18 protein-coding genes are annotated in these 15,296 nt (G+C 53.1%); 12 read left to right on the top strand and 6 right to left on the bottom strand.

Features of this window, described 5'->3' with window-relative positions:
• Positions 1–179 precede the first annotated feature (179 nt).
• On the top strand, positions 180–1,304 hold the full coding sequence (gene yfkAB, locus VU18_RS01790) for a radical SAM/CxCxxxxC motif protein YfkAB (RefSeq protein WP_011229929.1): 1,125 nt from the start codon (positions 180–182) through the stop codon (positions 1,302–1,304).
• A 29-nt stretch (positions 1,305–1,333) separates the two neighbouring features.
• Here yfkAB and VU18_RS01785 read toward each other — a convergent pair whose 3' ends face one another.
• Positions 1,334–2,122: a YfkD famly protein gene (locus tag VU18_RS01785; protein ID WP_011229928.1), complete on the bottom strand. Its 789-nt coding sequence runs from the start codon at positions 2,120–2,122 to the stop codon at positions 1,334–1,336.
• Between the two features lie 151 nt (positions 2,123–2,273).
• The gene (gene cax / locus VU18_RS01780) at positions 2,274–3,326 is read right to left on the bottom strand and encodes a calcium/proton exchanger (RefSeq protein WP_011229927.1); all 1,053 of its coding nucleotides are present in this window, start codon (positions 3,324–3,326) and stop codon (positions 2,274–2,276) included.
• A 146-nt stretch (positions 3,327–3,472) separates the two neighbouring features.
• On the opposite strand from cax, the gene VU18_RS01775 reads away from it, so the two are divergent.
• Both VU18_RS01775 and VU18_RS01770 read left to right on the top strand, forming a co-directional pair.
• On the top strand, positions 3,473–4,606 hold the full coding sequence (locus VU18_RS01775) for an MFS transporter (protein ID WP_011229926.1): 1,134 nt from the start codon (positions 3,473–3,475) through the stop codon (positions 4,604–4,606).
• A gap of 124 nt (positions 4,607–4,730) precedes the next feature.
• Complete coding sequence (locus VU18_RS01770) at positions 4,731–4,877, top strand: BH0509 family protein (RefSeq protein WP_011229925.1); 147 nt, start codon at positions 4,731–4,733, stop codon at positions 4,875–4,877.
• 345 nt (positions 4,878–5,222) lie between these two features.
• On the opposite strand, the gene VU18_RS01765 is transcribed toward VU18_RS01770, so the two are convergent.
• Positions 5,223–6,056, bottom strand: a complete 834-nt coding sequence (locus tag VU18_RS01765) for a YihY/virulence factor BrkB family protein (protein WP_011229924.1) — start codon at positions 6,054–6,056, stop codon at positions 5,223–5,225.
• A 51-nt stretch (positions 6,057–6,107) separates the two neighbouring features.
• On the bottom strand, positions 6,108–6,596 hold the full coding sequence (locus VU18_RS01760) for a low molecular weight protein-tyrosine-phosphatase (protein WP_013146347.1): 489 nt from the start codon (positions 6,594–6,596) through the stop codon (positions 6,108–6,110).
• A 349-nt stretch (positions 6,597–6,945) separates the two neighbouring features.
• Here VU18_RS01760 and VU18_RS01755 point away from each other — a divergent pair, with 349 nt between their 5' ends.
• From VU18_RS01755 to VU18_RS01720, 7 genes are all read left to right on the top strand, one after another.
• Complete coding sequence (locus VU18_RS01755) at positions 6,946–7,170, top strand: DUF1128 domain-containing protein (protein WP_011229922.1); 225 nt, start codon at positions 6,946–6,948, stop codon at positions 7,168–7,170.
• Positions 7,171–7,529: 359 nt separating this feature from the next.
• Positions 7,530–8,237: a phosphoadenylyl-sulfate reductase gene (locus tag VU18_RS01750; protein ID WP_011229920.1), complete on the top strand. Its 708-nt coding sequence runs from the start codon at positions 7,530–7,532 to the stop codon at positions 8,235–8,237.
• 273 nt (positions 8,238–8,510) lie between these two features.
• On the top strand, positions 8,511–9,671 hold the full coding sequence (sat, locus tag VU18_RS01740; protein ID WP_011229919.1) for a sulfate adenylyltransferase: 1,161 nt from the start codon (positions 8,511–8,513) through the stop codon (positions 9,669–9,671).
• Positions 9,672–9,683: 12 nt separating this feature from the next.
• A complete protein-coding gene (gene cysC, locus VU18_RS01735) occupies positions 9,684–10,295 on the top strand; it encodes an adenylyl-sulfate kinase (protein WP_011229918.1) in 612 nt (203 codons plus the stop codon).
• Positions 10,296–10,443: 148 nt separating this feature from the next.
• Positions 10,444–11,220: a uroporphyrinogen-III C-methyltransferase gene (cobA, locus tag VU18_RS01730; protein ID WP_011229917.1), complete on the top strand. Its 777-nt coding sequence runs from the start codon at positions 10,444–10,446 to the stop codon at positions 11,218–11,220.
• Positions 11,221–11,230: 10 nt separating this feature from the next.
• Positions 11,231–11,977, top strand: a complete 747-nt coding sequence (locus VU18_RS01725) for a sirohydrochlorin chelatase (protein WP_013146355.1) — start codon at positions 11,231–11,233, stop codon at positions 11,975–11,977.
• Positions 11,978–12,065: 88 nt separating this feature from the next.
• Complete coding sequence (locus VU18_RS01720) at positions 12,066–12,350, top strand: acylphosphatase (protein ID WP_011229915.1); 285 nt, start codon at positions 12,066–12,068, stop codon at positions 12,348–12,350.
• Between the two features lie 162 nt (positions 12,351–12,512).
• Here the strand turns inward: VU18_RS01720 and VU18_RS01715 are convergent, their stop codons facing one another.
• On the bottom strand, positions 12,513–13,280 hold the full coding sequence (locus VU18_RS01715) for an arginase family protein (RefSeq protein WP_021321836.1): 768 nt from the start codon (positions 13,278–13,280) through the stop codon (positions 12,513–12,515).
• A gap of 165 nt (positions 13,281–13,445) precedes the next feature.
• Between VU18_RS01715 and VU18_RS01710 the strand changes: the two genes are divergently transcribed.
• Entirely contained in the window at positions 13,446–13,793 is a 348-nt protein-coding gene (locus VU18_RS01710; RefSeq protein ID WP_011229912.1) for a YojF family protein, read from the top strand.
• Positions 13,794–13,806: 13 nt separating this feature from the next.
• Positions 13,807–14,460, top strand: a complete 654-nt coding sequence (gene bshB2 / locus VU18_RS01705) for a bacillithiol biosynthesis deacetylase BshB2 (RefSeq protein WP_011229911.1) — start codon at positions 13,807–13,809, stop codon at positions 14,458–14,460.
• A gap of 182 nt (positions 14,461–14,642) precedes the next feature.
• On the opposite strand, the gene VU18_RS01700 is transcribed toward bshB2, so the two are convergent.
• Positions 14,643–15,296 (bottom strand): PhzF family phenazine biosynthesis protein (locus VU18_RS01700; RefSeq protein ID WP_152668820.1); only part of this gene is annotated, 654 nt, incomplete at its 5' end.

Below are 15,296 nucleotides of genomic sequence, written 5' to 3'. Positions count from 1 at the left end.
TCTTCTTCTATTATACTGCTTTTTCTCGGTTATGGAAAAAATCTTTCTTTTCTGTCTCATCAGTCCCCCGCCCGCCTCATAGGAATGGGATAGAGGATCAGCGGCCAAAACGATTGACAAGCGGAGTGACTGTTGCCGATAATGAACGTTGGGACTTTGAATGGAAAGAGGAGAAGACCATGCGCTCATCCACCATGCCAGCCATTACACCGGCGTATGACCCTTGGGAAGCGTACGTCGATATTGAAGAATATGGAAAACTACAACTGACGAATATTGAGTTTACCACAACGACGCTTTGCAATATGCGCTGTGAGCATTGTGCTGTTGGCTATACGTTGACAATGAAAGATCCCGAGGCGCTGCCGCTTGATATGTTGCTCCGCCGGCTCGAGGAAATTCCGCATTTGCGGTCATTAAGCATCACCGGCGGCGAGCCGATGCTGTCATTAAAATCCGTCGAACAATACGTCGTTCCCCTTCTCCGCTACGCGCACGAGCGCGGGGTGCGGACGCAGCTCAATTCGAACTTGACGTTGGATTTGTCTCGCTATGAACCAGTCATTCCGTATTTGGATGTGCTCCATATCTCGCACAACTGGGGGACGATCGACGACTTTGTCGAAGGTGGTTTTGCCATGATGGAGCGGAAGCCGACGCGCGCCCAACGCGAGAAATACTTCCAGCGCATGCTTGACAATGCAAAAGCGCTGGCAAATGCCGGCGTGATGGTATCGGCGGAAACGATGTTAAACAAACGAACCGTCCGCCACTTGGAAACGATCCACCGCCAAGTTGTCGAGGCAATGGGCTGCCGGCGCCATGAAATCCATCCGATGTATCCGAGCGATTTTGCCAGCGCTTTGGAGACGTTGAGCTTGGACGAATTGCGCGAAGCGATTCACCATTTGCTTGACATTCGCGACGAAAACGTCTGGATGCTGTTTGGCACGCTGCCGTTTTACCCGTGCAGCGACAACGAAGAAGATGTGCGCCTATTGAAGCGGCTGTATGAAAGCAAAAACGTCACCGTGCGCAACGATCCAGACGGACGTTCACGGCTCAATGTCAATATTTTCACCGGCGATGTCATCGTCACCGATTTCGGTGATGAACCGCCGCTTGGCAACATCATTCACGATTCGCTGCCAGACGTGTATGACAAATGGCGGCGCTCAAAGCTTGCTAGGGAGCTTCTTTGCCACTGCCCGTCGGCACGCTGCCTCGGACCGAACGTCCTTGTGAAGCAGACGTATTACCGCGGCGTCGATTTTACGAAGCGGTCCGCGCGCATTGGCCGATAAAAAACGTCAAGGAGCTTTTCCTTGACGTTTTATCTTGGCTGTTCACTCACCACATATGACATGTACAGGCGATCCTGCACCGGAATCCACGCCCCAACCCCTCTTGTCGTCACGTTTTTGACGACAATTTTCTTTTTGTTTCCTTTGAGCACGACGTACACTTCCCCGTATGTTACTTTCCCTTTTTCATTCACCGCCGGAGCGTACGCGTACAAATAACCTATTTTTTTCGCCGGTACGTTGTACGGTTGGTCTTTTTTCGTGCCAAGGCCGACAACCGTGCTGAAAGAGAGCGGCAAGTTCGTCTTTTCCATCGCTTTGTTTAACATCATCCGCTTAACCGCGTCTTCATTCGGCACTTTCACCGTCAACCCGCCGCGGACGTATTTTTGCATTTCTTGTTTATAGTACAACTTTTGCGCCGTATCGCCGCCGCGGTTATCAAGGAAATTCGTGTTGACCTTTTGATATTCCCAGTTCGTCGACGTTTCGATCGACTGGTAATTGAGCGGCCATTGGCCTAAATAAATCGTCGCTCGATAGCCAACGGCCCATGGCGTGTCGGTCGCCGAAGATTCATTAAAGAGATGGATCAATTCGGGATTCTCAATTTTCACATTCGCCGATCTTAACAGCTGTTTTGTAAACGAGCTCGGTTCCAAATGCGGCAAATCTTGCGTCGGGTTCGGATACGTATTTTCTTTCGATATATCAATCACCGCACCGGGCGCCGGTTTGCCGGCAGCCGCCAGCGCCGAAAACGCCGCCGCATAAAGAAGAAGCACGCTCACGAACAGCGAAACAGCCCACTTTTTCATCGTCTTCACTCCTTTCTTCCCACGTTATTCACTGTTAGTTTCTTTCAAAATGCGCCGTTTATCCGCGGCGGCGAAAATTTTCCCCGTTTGGCGCCCCACTTCCCGCACCCGCAAAAAAACACCCGGACGGCGAATACCCGGATGCAGTCACTTACAGCAAGTAAAAACCGATGCCCATGATCGTATAGGCAGCGAGCAATGTTGCTCCTTCAAACCAGTTCGTATCACCATCATTTGACAGCACGATCATCAAAAGGACGGAAGCAGCCATCGCCACCAGCTCAGGAAGTGAAAAGACAAGCGGCATTTTTTCCGGAAACAAAAGCGAAACGAGCACAAGCACCGGCGCAACGAACATGGCGATTTGCAATGTCGAGCCGACGGCAATTTCCACCGCGACATTCATTTTGTTTTTGTACGCCATAATCACCGCGGAAGCGTGCTCCGCCGCATTGCCGACGATGGCCACGATGATGATCCCGATAAACAGCTCGCTCCAGCCGAATGACTCGGCGACCGTTTCAAACGTATGAACGAGCCGTTCCGATAAATAGGCGACCGCAACCGTCGCCAGCGCCAAAATGGCGGTCGCTTTCCCTTTGCCCCATTCGGGCTCTTCATGTTCTTCCACTTCTTCTGATTTATGCTGATATACGCCGCGATGGGTGACAAGCCGGAAATAAAGGGCAGCGGCGTAAAGCAAGATCATGATGATCGAAATGCCAACGCTCAACGCGACTTGTTCGCTGTGATTCATATGCATGGTAAACACTTCCGGAATGACAAAAGCGATGAAGATAGCAAAAGTCAGCAGCCCGGCATTATGACGAGCATCATAAATGTTGAATTCTTGCCGCTTATATTTTAGTCCGCCGACAAAAAACGATAGCCCAGCCACCAAAAGCAAGTTCCCGAGCACCGAACCAGTTAAGGAAGCGAGCACGACGTCAACGAGTCCAGCCTGCAAGGCAAAAATGGAAATGATCAGCTCGACCGCGTTGCCAAACGTCGCGTTCAACAGCCCGCCAATGCGCGGTCCGGCGACGATCGCCAAGCTTTCCGTCGCTCGCCCCATATAGCTGGCGAGCGCAATGATCGTCAAACAGTACAGCACAAACATCAAGACAGTCGGCCAATGAAGAAACCCGCCGATGACCGACACCGGCACGCCGATCCATGTCATCCAAGCAAACACCTTGTTCATTTCTCTTCCACCTTTCCTCTTGATTGTTTTCGTTGCATTGACCGCCGTTTCTATGTACGATGGATAAGGGCATTCATTCGCCCTGGGAAACATCCGGCCTCGCTTGTTTGATCAGCCGGCGATTTCAACTGAAATGGGGATGCACGATGCGTTTTGCCATCTTAACCGGGATTGTCGCCGTCTCCGGTCTGTCGCAAGGGATGTTGCTGCCGCTTTTGGCGATGCTTCTTGATGAAAACGGCGTCTCTTCGTCCGTTAACGGGGCGCACGCCGCCGCCCTGTATATCGGTGTCTTGACCATTTCGCCATTTTTGGAACGGCCGCTGAGACGCTATGGCTATCGGCTCCTCATTCTCCTTGGTGGTTTCATTGTAATATGTTCGCTTATTCTTTTTCCACTTTTTCCTTCTCTTTTCTTTTGGCTTGTTCTTCGCTTTGCCATCGGCATCGGCGATCATATGCTTCATTTTGCGACACAAACGTGGATTACGGACTTTTCGCTGCCGACTGAACGCGGACGGCGATTGTCGCTGTATGGGTGGGCGTTCGGCCTCGGCTTCACCATCGGCCCGCTGTTGGCTTCACTCGCTTCGGTCGAGAAGGCGCTTCCGTTTTATTTAGCTGCTCTCCTTAGTTTCGCCGGTTGGATCGGCGTCTTTTGGCTGCCGAACGAAAAACCAAAGCCGCTTGAACGTTCTTCGTCGGCGGCCGGTCGGTTTATTGGCGCTTGGAAACAGGCATGGCCAGCGCTTTTGTTGCCGTTTGCCTACGGTTTTTTAGAAGCGGCTGTCCATTCCATCTTCCCGCTGTACGCCTTGCGTGAACGGATGAGCGCTGAGCAGATCGCCTTCATCTTGCCATGCTTCTCGCTTGGGGGCATCATCTTTCAGCTTCCGCTCGGAGCGCTCAGCGACCGGTTCGGGCGGCGCGAGATCATCACCGGTGCACTCTTGGCCGGCGCCGGTTGTTTTTTGATTGCCCTCACTGTCGGTGCGTCCACGGTTGGGTTGGCTGCTTGTTTGTTCACCGCTGGCATGTTTACCGGCTCGCTCTTCTCGCTCGGCATCGCCTATATGACCGACCTGTTGCCGAAAGAGCTGCTTCCCGCCGGCAATTTGTTGTGCGGGATGCTATACAGTCTCGGCAGCATGACGGGCCCGCCGCTTGCCGGCAGCGTGGTTGATCTCTCTGCTCGCGCCTTTTTCCTTGCGGTCAGCGCTGTCCTCCTCGTTCCGGCCATTTGCCTCGTCAGCCGCCGGGAACAGGAAACAGCGGCTTGACCGTTTTTTGTTTTTTATTTTTTATTTTTTTCAAAAAAATCGTTGACCATTTTGTTCCCTCTGTTATATAATAAAACCAAGATATCAAGTTTCTGTTTTAAAACAGTATAAAGGAGTGGCGATCATGAGCAGAACGGAACGGAAAAATATGATCGAGTTTATCGAAAAAGTGCGGGGATTGTCGCGCGAGGAACTCGCCTATATGACCGATGCAGAAATTGAATACATTTATGAGCGCTATTACCACCATCACGAAGAAATCGTTGAATAAAGCGGCGGCGGCTCGATGCGCCTGTGTTTGCATGAAAGGAAAGGTGCCCTCCAAAAAGGGAAGGGCACCTTTTTTTGATTTCCATCTATACACATAAAACGACCGCCGGGGCACAATATTACAATATGTTGTGCTATGTTGAACGAAGAACCACCTTTTGAGGCAGCTTCTTTCAATGATAGCCGTTTTGGCCGTTGGCACTGCCACTCGTCTTATGCTTTGGTCTGTTTTTTCCTTTTTGCTTCGTGCCCCCGTCTTTTTTCGTATGTTTCGTCATCTTGATCCCCCCTATGCCAAGATCCCCTGCATTGTTACGATATCCCGCCTCGGCACCGTTTATGCACGCTAACGCTGCCGTCTTTTCCCTTCGCGCTCACAGTCAAACATGGCGTTGAGTTCCCCGCCCAAGACAAGAATCATGCCGGACAAATAAAACCAAACCATCAACACGATCATCCCGCCAAGGCTGCCATACATCGCCGTGTAATCGGCAAAGTTGTTGACATAATACGCGAACGCCAGCGACGCCGCAATCCAGCCGGCGGTGGCAAACAGCGCGCCGCGCACGACGTTGACGCAGCGAAGCTGTTTGTTCGGCGCGAAATAATAAAGGGCAGTAAAGACAGCAAACAATAACAGCGAACTCGTCACCCAACGAAACGCGTTCCAAACCTCCAAAAACTGTTGCGACAACCCGAGAGCAGAGAACAAAAACAGCCCGATTATCCGCCCGAAGACCGGAAGCACGAGGGCAACGATGATGACAACGATCATGCCGAGCGTCAACACAATCGACAGCCCGCGTACGATCCAAAACGGCCGGTCTTCTTGCACATCATAAGCGCGGTTGAATGCCCTCATAATGGCACTCATGCCATTAGACGCTGACCAAATAGCTGCGATGATGCTAAACGACAACAATCCCCCATTTTGCTCATTCATGAGACGATAAACGTTCGTCTCGATGAGGTGAAGCGCCTCTTTCGGGGCGTATTGCCGCACGAGCGCAAGCACATCTTCATGCGGAATCGGCAAATACGCCAACAGCGTCATTAAAAACAACAAAAACGGAAAGAGCGACAGAAGAAAGTAATACGCCAATTCCGCCGACAAACGCGGGATTTCATCTTCCGTAAAACGGCGGGCCAACTCACGGATGAACGCCAAATTTACGACCATCGGCTGCCCTCCTTCCCCGTTTTTCCCTAGACGGGTGCGCCGCCCTCAAAGTCATTTTGTTTCCTCCACACCAAGTCGATGGTCGCGGATGATCCTCTCAAGCAAATGCTCGCACCCTGAGCGGACGAGGCGATACACTTCGGCAAAATTCCCGGTATAATACGGATCAGGCACATCGTCTTTTTCCCGGTCGGGAACAAAGTCAAGCAACCGGGCGAGCACCGCTTTCGAACGGGAGCCAGCCAATCGGCGCAAATCGTTCAAGTTGGCTGCGTCCATGGCGATGATGTAATCAAATTCTTCCAAGTCACGATGATTCACTTGCCGGGCGCGGATGCCGGAGTAGTCGATCTTATTTTCAGTCAAAACCCTTCTTGTCCCCACATGCGGCGGCTCACCGACATGCCAGCTGCCTGTTCCCGCCGAATCAACGGCAATCAGACCGTCAAGCCCCCGCTCTTTCACCAAATGACGGAAGACCGCTTCCGCCATCGGCGAGCGACAAATGTTTCCAAGACAAACAAACAGCACTTTAATCATCCAAACAGCCACCCCTCTCTCTATGTCCACGGTGCTTTCCACCGTTAGTTTTCCTTCATTTCTTTTCATCTAGCCCTTTTTGTCCCTAGAAGGACGGGGATGTAACGAAAAAACAACTCCAGCGGGGGAGCGTGTGCGAATGGGCCAACAACTTTTGTGCGCGTTCACGACAACCATTTTGAAGAAAACGAGGTGTTTCACCAACCTTTTAGACTGGCACTATGCATGTGCACCTACATTTTACCACATCATCCGTTTTTCATCAGAAAAGCAAGCCAGGCAATCTCTCCCCATTCTTCCTGCACCTATGGTACAATACATAGTAACTTGCCATGAAAGGAGTAAACGAATGGATTTATCAAAACGGTCGGCGGAAAACGTCGCCTACATGATCGAACAGTTGAAGCAAAAGTTGAAAGTGCTGAACTTGGATGCCATCAAGCCGTCCCATTTTTCCGAGGAATGGTACGATGAGTTGAGAGACATTTACGAGATGGTGATGAAACGCGAGACGTTCAGCCCAAGCGAAATGCAGGCGATTGTCGAAGAGCTCGGAAGCCTGCGCAAAAAATAACGCTCCCATCTGCTGCTAGGCAGGCAATGCAGCTGTTTCGTATAAAAACAATTCCTATCGAAAAACTATGATTGACATTATCGTCAATTGTGCTAAAATTTTAATCAATTAAATGACATGCGTTGCATACGTTGCTCGGGAGTGAGGGAGGAATTGGCTCAATGAACTCCGTCAACCTGCCGCCTATAGCAAAGTGCCAATTCCAGCTAAAGAAGATCTTTAGTAAAATAAGGGGCACCCTTTCTCCCGCTCTTTCTGATTCATGCAAGGAAGGATTTTCGCCGCCGAATTGCCGTTTGGCCGCTATATATCCGACTAATTACGTGGATTTTCTTTGATTTTGTGAGGAGGAGAAACCGATGCTCACGTATGATCAGTGGGAAAAGGCGGAAAAACCGTCTTTTCCGTCCGATAATGAAACAAAAGGGGCGCTTGACGTCCTTGCTTGGGCGTATCGCGAATACGGCGATGAGATCGTATACGCGTGCAGCTTCGGCATCGAGGGGATTGTGCTGATTGATCTCATCTCCCAAGTCAAACCGGACGCCGAAATCGTCTTTTTGGATACCGGCCTGCATTTTCCAGAGACGTACGATACGATCGCGAAAGTGAAAGAAAAATATCCGTCGCTTCGCATCGTGATGAAGCAGCCGCGCTTGACGTTGGAAGAACAGAAGGCGCAGTTTGGCGACGAGTTATGGAAACGCGACCCGAACAAATGCTGTGAGCTGCGCAAAGTCATTCCGCTGCGCGAGGTGCTGACCGGGGTGACGGCGTGGATTTCCGGCTTGCGCCGCGAGCAATCGCCGACGCGGCGGCATGTCGAGTACATTAACAAAGACGACAAGTTCCGTTCTATTAAAGTCTGTCCGCTCATTCACTGGACGTGGAAAGACGTATGGAATTACGTGTACAAACGCCATCTCCCGTACAATGTGCTCCACGACCGCGGCTACCCGAGCATCGGTTGCGCCCCGTGCACCGCTCCGGCTACAGATCCGAACGACTTGCGCTCCGGGCGCTGGGCCGGCCAAGGAAAGACGGAATGCGGTCTCCATCTCGCTTAAGGAGAGAAAAACGATATGCTCCTTGCCATTGCTTTGATCGCATCCTTTTTCTTCGCCATGAACATCGAGGCGAGCGGCGCGGCGGCCTCGATAGGCGTCGCTGATGAATCGGACGCCATTCCGAATCGTCAAGCTGCTGTTTGACAGCGACGTCTATACGGTCATCGCCATCTTGAGCGTCTGCTTGGCGTCATTAGCCTGAAAAAAGAACGCTTGCCTCATGAACATGGCAGCGGCATTTCACAACATCTATCAATCTAGGAGGTTATGAACATGAGCGTAAGCATCCCGCATGGCGGCACATTGATCAATCGTTGGAATCCGGACTATCCGCTTGATGAGGCGACCAAAACGATCGAGCTCTCCAAAGCCGAACTGAGCGACTTGGAGCTGATCGGAACGGGCGCCTACAGCCCTCTCACTGGTTTTTTAACGAAAACGGATTACGACGCGGTTGTTGAAACAATGCGTCTGTCTGACGGCACCGTCTGGAGCATTCCGATCACGCTCGCGGTAACAGAAGAAAAAGCGAAAGAGCTCGCCGTCGGCGATAAGGCGAAACTCGTTTATCGTGGCGACGTCTACGGCGTCATTGAGATCGCTGACATTTACCGCCCAGACAAAACGAAAGAAGCGAAGCTCGTTTATAAAACGGATGAACTTGCTCACCCAGGCGTGCGCAAACTGTTTGAAAAACCGGATGTGTATGTCGGCGGGGAGATTACGCTTGTCAAACGGACCGACAAAGGCCAATTCGCCTCGTTTTATTTTGATCCAGCAGAAACGCGGAAAAAGTTTGCTGAGTTTGGCTGGAACACCGTTGTCGGCTTCCAAACGCGCAATCCGGTTCACCGCGCCCATGAATACATTCAAAAATGCGCGCTCGAGATCGTTGATGGCTTGTTTTTAAACCCACTCGTCGGCGAAACGAAAGCGGACGATATTCCGGCTGACATCCGGATGGAAAGCTATCAAGTGCTGCTGGAAAACTATTACCCGAAAGACCGCGTTTTCCTCGGCGTCTTCCAAGCTGCGATGCGCTATGCCGGTCCGCGTGAAGCCATTTTCCACGCGATGGTGCGCAAAAATTTCGGCTGCACGCACTTCATCGTCGGCCGCGACCACGCTGGTGTCGGCAATTATTACGGTACGTATGATGCGCAAAAAATCTTCTTGAACTTTACGGCTGAAGAGCTTGGCATTACGCCGCTCTTTTTCGAACATAGCTTTTACTGCACGAAATGCGAAGGGATGGCATCGACAAAAACGTGTCCGCATGACGCGAAATACCATGTCGTCCTTTCCGGCACGAAAGTTCGTGAAATGCTGCGCAACGGCCAAGTGCCGCCGAGCACGTTCAGCCGCCCGGAAGTGGCAGCCGTCTTGATCAAAGGGCTGCAAGAACGCGAAACGGTCGCCCCGTCAGCGCGCTAAAGGAGGATCGCGATGAGCACGAACATCGTTTGGCATCACACATCGGTCACAAAAGAAGATCGTCGCAAGCGCAACGGCCATCATAGCGCCATCCTTTGGTTCACCGGGCTGTCCGGCTCCGGCAAATCGACGGTGGCCAACGCTGTCTCCAGACGACTGTTTGAGCTCGGCATTCAGAATTATGTCTTAGACGGCGACAACATCCGGCACGGGCTCAATAAAGATCTCGGCTTTTCCGCCGCCGACCGGACGGAAAACATCCGCCGCATCGGCGAAGTGGCAAAGCTGTTTGTCGACAGCGGCCAGTTTGTGCTGACGGCGTTCATCTCGCCGTTTGCCGAAGACCGGGCGCTCGTCCGCCGCTTAGTCGAAGAAGACGAGTTTATCGAAATTTACGTCAACTGCCCGCTTGAAGAATGCGAAAAGCGCGATCCGAAAGGGCTGTATCAAAAAGCTCGCCGCGGGGAAATCCGTGAATTTACGGGCATCGACTCGCCGTACGAAGCGCCGGAAGCACCGGAGCTGACGATCGAAACACACCGTTATTCGGTTGACGAATGTGCCGAGCAAGTGCTCGCCTACCTGCGCGAGCGAGGAATGATCCCGGCCGCGAAAACAGACTGATTCCCCCGTCCTCTGCCAAAAAAGAACGGGAGGTCATTTGACAAGGTCGTTTTCATCCCAAGGCAGACCATTTACAATAAAAGCAGCCGAGCATCCATGCCGCTTTCCAGCGGCTGGCTGAATCATGCACGAAGGGGCTGAAACAACGATGGGCAAAGTATATCTTGTCGGCGCCGGCCCCGGCGACCCGGAACTCATTACCGTCAAAGGATTAAAATGCATCCAGCAAGCGGATGTCATTTTGTACGACCGTCTCATCAATGAAGAGTTGCTTTCATATGCCAAGCCGGACGCCGAACTCATCTTTTGCGGCAAGCTGCCCGGCTTTCATGCCATGCAGCAGGAAACGATCAACCATGCGCTCGTCTGGCATGCCAAAAAAGGAAAAACGGTCGTCCGCTTAAAGGGCGGCGATCCGTTCGTGTTCGGGCGCGGCGGCGAAGAGGCCGAGGCGCTGGCCAAACATGGGATCGAATTTGAGATCGTTCCCGGCATCACCTCCGCCATCGCGGCGGCGGCTTATGCCGGCATCCCTGTCACCCATCGCGCGTTCAGCTCAAGCGTCGCCTTTGTCACCGGGCATCGGCGCGACGGAAGTCGTGACGAGATCAAATGGGAAAGCCTCGCCAAAGGCATCGATACGATCGCCATTTACATGGGGGTTCATCACTTGCCATACATTTGCGGCCAGCTGATGAAATACGGCAAAGCGCCGGAGACGCCGGCGGCGGTCATCGAATGGGGAACGACAACTGCTCAACGCACCGTCACCGGCACGCTCGCGACGATCGCCGGAATCGCCGCCAAGGAAAACATCCAAAATCCGAGCATGATCATGATCGGAGACGTCGTCCGGCTGCGCGCCAACATTCAATGGTTTGAGCCGTTGCTTGCGTCATCCGCAGCCGCTGGCGCAACATCGTGAGGCGATGGCGATGGAAGCTGTTTTATATGTCAGCCACGGCAGCCGCATTGCCGCCGCGCGCCATGAAGCGGCGCGTTTCGTCGAACAGTGCCGGAGGGCCATCGATATTCCGATTCAAGAGCTATGCTTTGTCGAGCTCGCGGAACCGGACATTGTCACCGGCGTTGACCGTTGTGTCGCCCAAGGGGCGACACGCGTCATCGTCGTTCCGCTTCTCCTTCTTTCTGCAGGGCATGCCAAACACGATATTCCAGCAGCATTGGACATCGCGAGACGGCGCCATCCGTCCGTTGATATCCTCTGTGGCGCTCCGTTCGGCGTCCATGAAGCAATGATCGACATCATGATCGACCGCATCAGCGAACAGTCCGCACCGCTTGACGGTGAATCGATGATCCTTCTTGTCGGCCGCGGCAGCAGTGATCCAGACACGAAGCGCGACATGTCCGCCATCGCTGCGCTTTTAAAAGAAAAAACGAACGTGCCGCACGTGGACGTTTGTTTTCTCGCTGCCATCCGCCCGACGCTTGATGAAGGGCTCGAACGGGCCCACGCATCGGCGTATCGGCGTGTGTTTGTCGTCCCGTACTTATTGTTTACCGGCGTCTTAATGAAAACGATCGAACGGAAGTTGCAGGGGTTCTCTGTTTCCGACAAGCAGTGGCATTTATGCTCTTACCTAGGCGATCACCCGCGGCTTGTGCTGCTCATTCAACAACAAGTATTATCGCTATCATCCGTAAAAAAAGGAGCTTGAACCATCAAGCTCCTTTTTTCATGTATTTTCCGCCTCATCTATTATATGATGGAAGCAGAACAACCGTAATGAAGGAGGACTCATCGGCGTGAAAAGAGTTCATGTCATCGTGGAAGGGCGCGTGCAAGGCGTCGGGTTTCGATACTTCGTCCAACACGAAGCGCTAAAACGGCAGCTGACCGGTTGGGTGAAAAACAATGATGACGGAACAGTGGAAATGGAAGTTCAGGGGAATGAAAGCGCCCTTCAACTCTTTTTGGACACCATTGAAGCCGGAACGATGTTTGCCAAAGTCGCCCGCATGCACATCGAGCCGCGCGATGTCCGCTCCGATGAAAAACAATTTCGCATTATGTACGGGAGCGGCTTTTGACAACTAGGCTCATCCCCTCAAGCAGCGGCCTTCCCGGCTTTTTCGGCCATCGGGCCGGCAGAAGCGCCGGCCCGATGGCCAAAATCCGAAGGGACAGCGTCTTCCTTGCTTTTCTGATCGCCAAACCAAAAGCGGTTCTGCCTTTCCCGCGCTTCTCGCCGCTCACGCCGGCCGCAAATGCGGCGCCGCATAGTGGAAATATGTCTCCAAGATGGCCATGTTCGCCTGCTCATTTTTTCCCCGCGCTTCGCGACAAAGCGGGTCGAACATGTCGACAGCGGAGGGCGGGTATTCGCCGCATATGTCCACGCCGAGCACTTTTTTATGGAATAAGAGCAACCGCAGGCAGGCGAGCAGCTGGGATAGCGGAATCACTCCTTGATCCCAGTTCGTGACCGCGTCTTCGCGGCGAAGAGCGTCTTTATCGATGCTGATATAGATGCTTCCGGTCGGGATGGCCTCGATGAGCGCTTTTGGCCATTCATCATGATCATCAAATGGAAGAACAGTCATGTTCGGAGATAAACGGAGTTGATGCGAAGAAGCAGTTGGGCCAACGATAACGACTTTTTGCAACCGCGGATGCTTAAGTGCATAGGAGACCCATGAGCCGCACGAAATGACATCATCCCCTCCTTCAGCATCCGTATGGCGGTCAAAAAGCACAAGCGTAAACGGTTCGTTGATTTCTTTAAGCAATAAATACGTGACATAATGATAGTTGCCGCTGCCGATCAGCACCGCCCCGCGCTTCCGCCGCCGCTCAAGCCGCCGCTCAATTTCAGCAAGCGCCGCTTCGCTGCAATACAAATTCGTCTCCGGCACGTCGGCAAGATCGACCCATTCGTGCGGAAACTGAAACAGCCGCTTTTGCGGTCGGTACACGCCGTCAAAATTCAGCATCGTGACACCATTGCCTTGAACCCCCATCGATCATCACCCTTCTTTCGTTGAATCAGCATTCAACGCTTTGTAGGTGCGGATGAGTCCAAGATGTGTCTCTTTTTTTATTATACAATAGGAGTCGAAATATTTCCGCTCACACGCCTCGGTCATGTACAATAATAGAAAAACAAACAGCAAGGAGGGAGCCGCTTGCAACCGATCGACACGGCAGCTGTACAAGAGGCGCTGAATCGTTTTGCCAATCGTGACGTGTATATTCATTTGGAAACGACGAACGGAGCATACGCCTCCCATCATAACGAAGGTTTTTATTCCGTCGGCGCCTACATCCGCAATGCCTGCATCCGCTTCACCCGCGGCAAGATCACCGGCCCCGGGCCATATCGCGTCGGACTGAAGCTTGATCTTGGCTGGGTGTACGCCGAAGGGCTGACCCATTGGGAATGGACAGAAAAAGGACAGTTGCTGCTAGCAGGCCATGATGATCAAGGGAAATTGGCCGTGGCTCTCGAACTGAGCAACGAACCGTTTGTGTAAGGAGGGAGTTCCGTTGAACGAACGACATGTGCTCGTTGTTTTTCCCCACCCGGACGATGAAGCGTTCGGTGTGTCGGGAACGATTGCCGAGCATGCGCAAAACGGCACGCCGGTGACGTACGCTTGCTTGACGCTCGGAGAAATGGGGCGCAATATGGGCGTGCCTCCGTTTGCCAACCGCGAAACGCTTCCACACATCCGCAAGCAAGAACTGGAGGAAGCATGCCGCATTCTTGGCATTCATGATTTGCGCCTGCTCGGCTATCGCGACAAGACGGTCGAGTTTGAGGATGAAGAAGAGCTGGCTGACCAGATCGCCGCCATCGTGGCAGAAACGAATCCATCGCTTGTCATTACGTTTTACCCCGGCTACAGCGTCCACCCCGACCATGATGCGTGTGGAGCCGCTGTCATCCGCGCCTTAAAGCGCTGGCCGAAAGAAGAACGGCCAACCGTCCATTGCGTTGCGTTTGCGAAAAACTGCGAACAAGACCTTGGCCAGCCGGATGTCGTGCGCGATGTCAGCTCGGTGATCGATACGAAGCTGGCCGCCATTCGCGCCCACCGTTCGCAAACCGAAGGACTGATGCAAGCGGCATCCAAACGCGGCGATGCACTTGCTTGGCTCAAAACAGAACGGTTTTGGACGTATCGGTGGGATGACTAAACGTATACAGGCGCCGGCCGCACCTCCAAGCTGGCTGANCCGGCACGGCCGGCCCGCCGCCGAAAAAAGGAAGCCCGCCTTTCACGTGAGGCTTGGGCGCCTTTTTCGTTGGCATAGGCAGTGAAGAAAACACCAGCCCGCCCAACCGGATCCGGAACAGGCATTGTTTCCGCTGGAATGTTTCAGATGGGTTGCAATCCGAAAGCGGCCTCGGCGGCCAGATCCCCTTTCAGCACGGTGATGGCTTTTCCTTCGAGCTGAACCCTCTCGCCTGCCACCATCACCCGCACAATGCCGCCGCGGGCTGAAGCTTGGTAGCCGACTAACGTCGTTTTCCCAAGCTTGTCCGCCCAATACGGCCCGAGGCAACAGTGGGCGGAGCCGGTAACCGGGTCTTCCGGCACACCGAGAGCTGGAAAAAAGGACCGCGATACAAAATCCACTTCTTCTGCCGCTGAACGGCTTGTCACAATGATGCCGCGCGCATCTACTTCTTGAAGCAGGCGGAAATCCGGGGTCAGTCTGCGCACCTCCTGTTCTGAGCCGATTTCCACCAAATAATCGAACCGGTTGCGCCCGATAAACAGCGGTTCAGCTGGCAAGGCACCAACAAGCGCAGCAGGAGGCGACTCAACCCGCACTGGCGTTTCGTTCGGAAAATCGAGCCGAATCCAACCATCGTTGTTTATAGCCGTCAATACTCCGCTGTTCGTGAAAAAGGCAATCGCTTCATCTCGGCGGTGTTCCCCTCGCTCCCACAGCACATGGGCACTCGCCAAAGTTGCATGGCCGCACAAATCAACCTCTGCTTTAGGGTTGACACTCCACACGGCTAA

This window comes from Geobacillus sp. ZGt-1 (assembly GCF_001026865.1).
GTDB lineage: Bacteria > Bacillota > Bacilli > Bacillales > Anoxybacillaceae > Geobacillus > Geobacillus thermoleovorans.
The sequence above is the reverse complement of the archived record's forward strand: the minus strand, read 5'-3'. Positions and strand labels throughout refer to the sequence as shown.

Coding starts and splice junctions, on each gene's coding strand:
- yfkAB (WP_011229929.1), top strand. CDS start 180: ATGCGCTCATCCACCATGCCAGCCATTACACCGGCGTATGACCCTTGG.
- VU18_RS01785 (WP_011229928.1), bottom strand. CDS start 2,122: ATGAAAAAGTGGGCTGTTTCGCTGTTCGTGAGCGTGCTTCTTCTTTAT.
- cax (WP_011229927.1), bottom strand. CDS start 3,326: ATGAACAAGGTGTTTGCTTGGATGACATGGATCGGCGTGCCGGTGTCG.
- VU18_RS01775 (WP_011229926.1), top strand. CDS start 3,473: ATGCGTTTTGCCATCTTAACCGGGATTGTCGCCGTCTCCGGTCTGTCG.
- VU18_RS01770 (WP_011229925.1), top strand. CDS start 4,731: ATGAGCAGAACGGAACGGAAAAATATGATCGAGTTTATCGAAAAAGTG.
- VU18_RS01765 (WP_011229924.1), bottom strand. CDS start 6,056: ATGGTCGTAAATTTGGCGTTCATCCGTGAGTTGGCCCGCCGTTTTACG.
- VU18_RS01760 (WP_013146347.1), bottom strand. CDS start 6,596: ATGATTAAAGTGCTGTTTGTTTGTCTTGGAAACATTTGTCGCTCGCCG.
- VU18_RS01755 (WP_011229922.1), top strand. CDS start 6,946: ATGGATTTATCAAAACGGTCGGCGGAAAACGTCGCCTACATGATCGAA.
- VU18_RS01750 (WP_011229920.1), top strand. CDS start 7,530: ATGCTCACGTATGATCAGTGGGAAAAGGCGGAAAAACCGTCTTTTCCG.
- sat (WP_011229919.1), top strand. CDS start 8,511: ATGAGCGTAAGCATCCCGCATGGCGGCACATTGATCAATCGTTGGAAT.
- cysC (WP_011229918.1), top strand. CDS start 9,684: ATGAGCACGAACATCGTTTGGCATCACACATCGGTCACAAAAGAAGAT.
- cobA (WP_011229917.1), top strand. CDS start 10,444: ATGGGCAAAGTATATCTTGTCGGCGCCGGCCCCGGCGACCCGGAACTC.
- VU18_RS01725 (WP_013146355.1), top strand. CDS start 11,231: ATGGAAGCTGTTTTATATGTCAGCCACGGCAGCCGCATTGCCGCCGCG.
- VU18_RS01715 (WP_021321836.1), bottom strand. CDS start 13,280: ATGGGGGTTCAAGGCAATGGTGTCACGATGCTGAATTTTGACGGCGTG.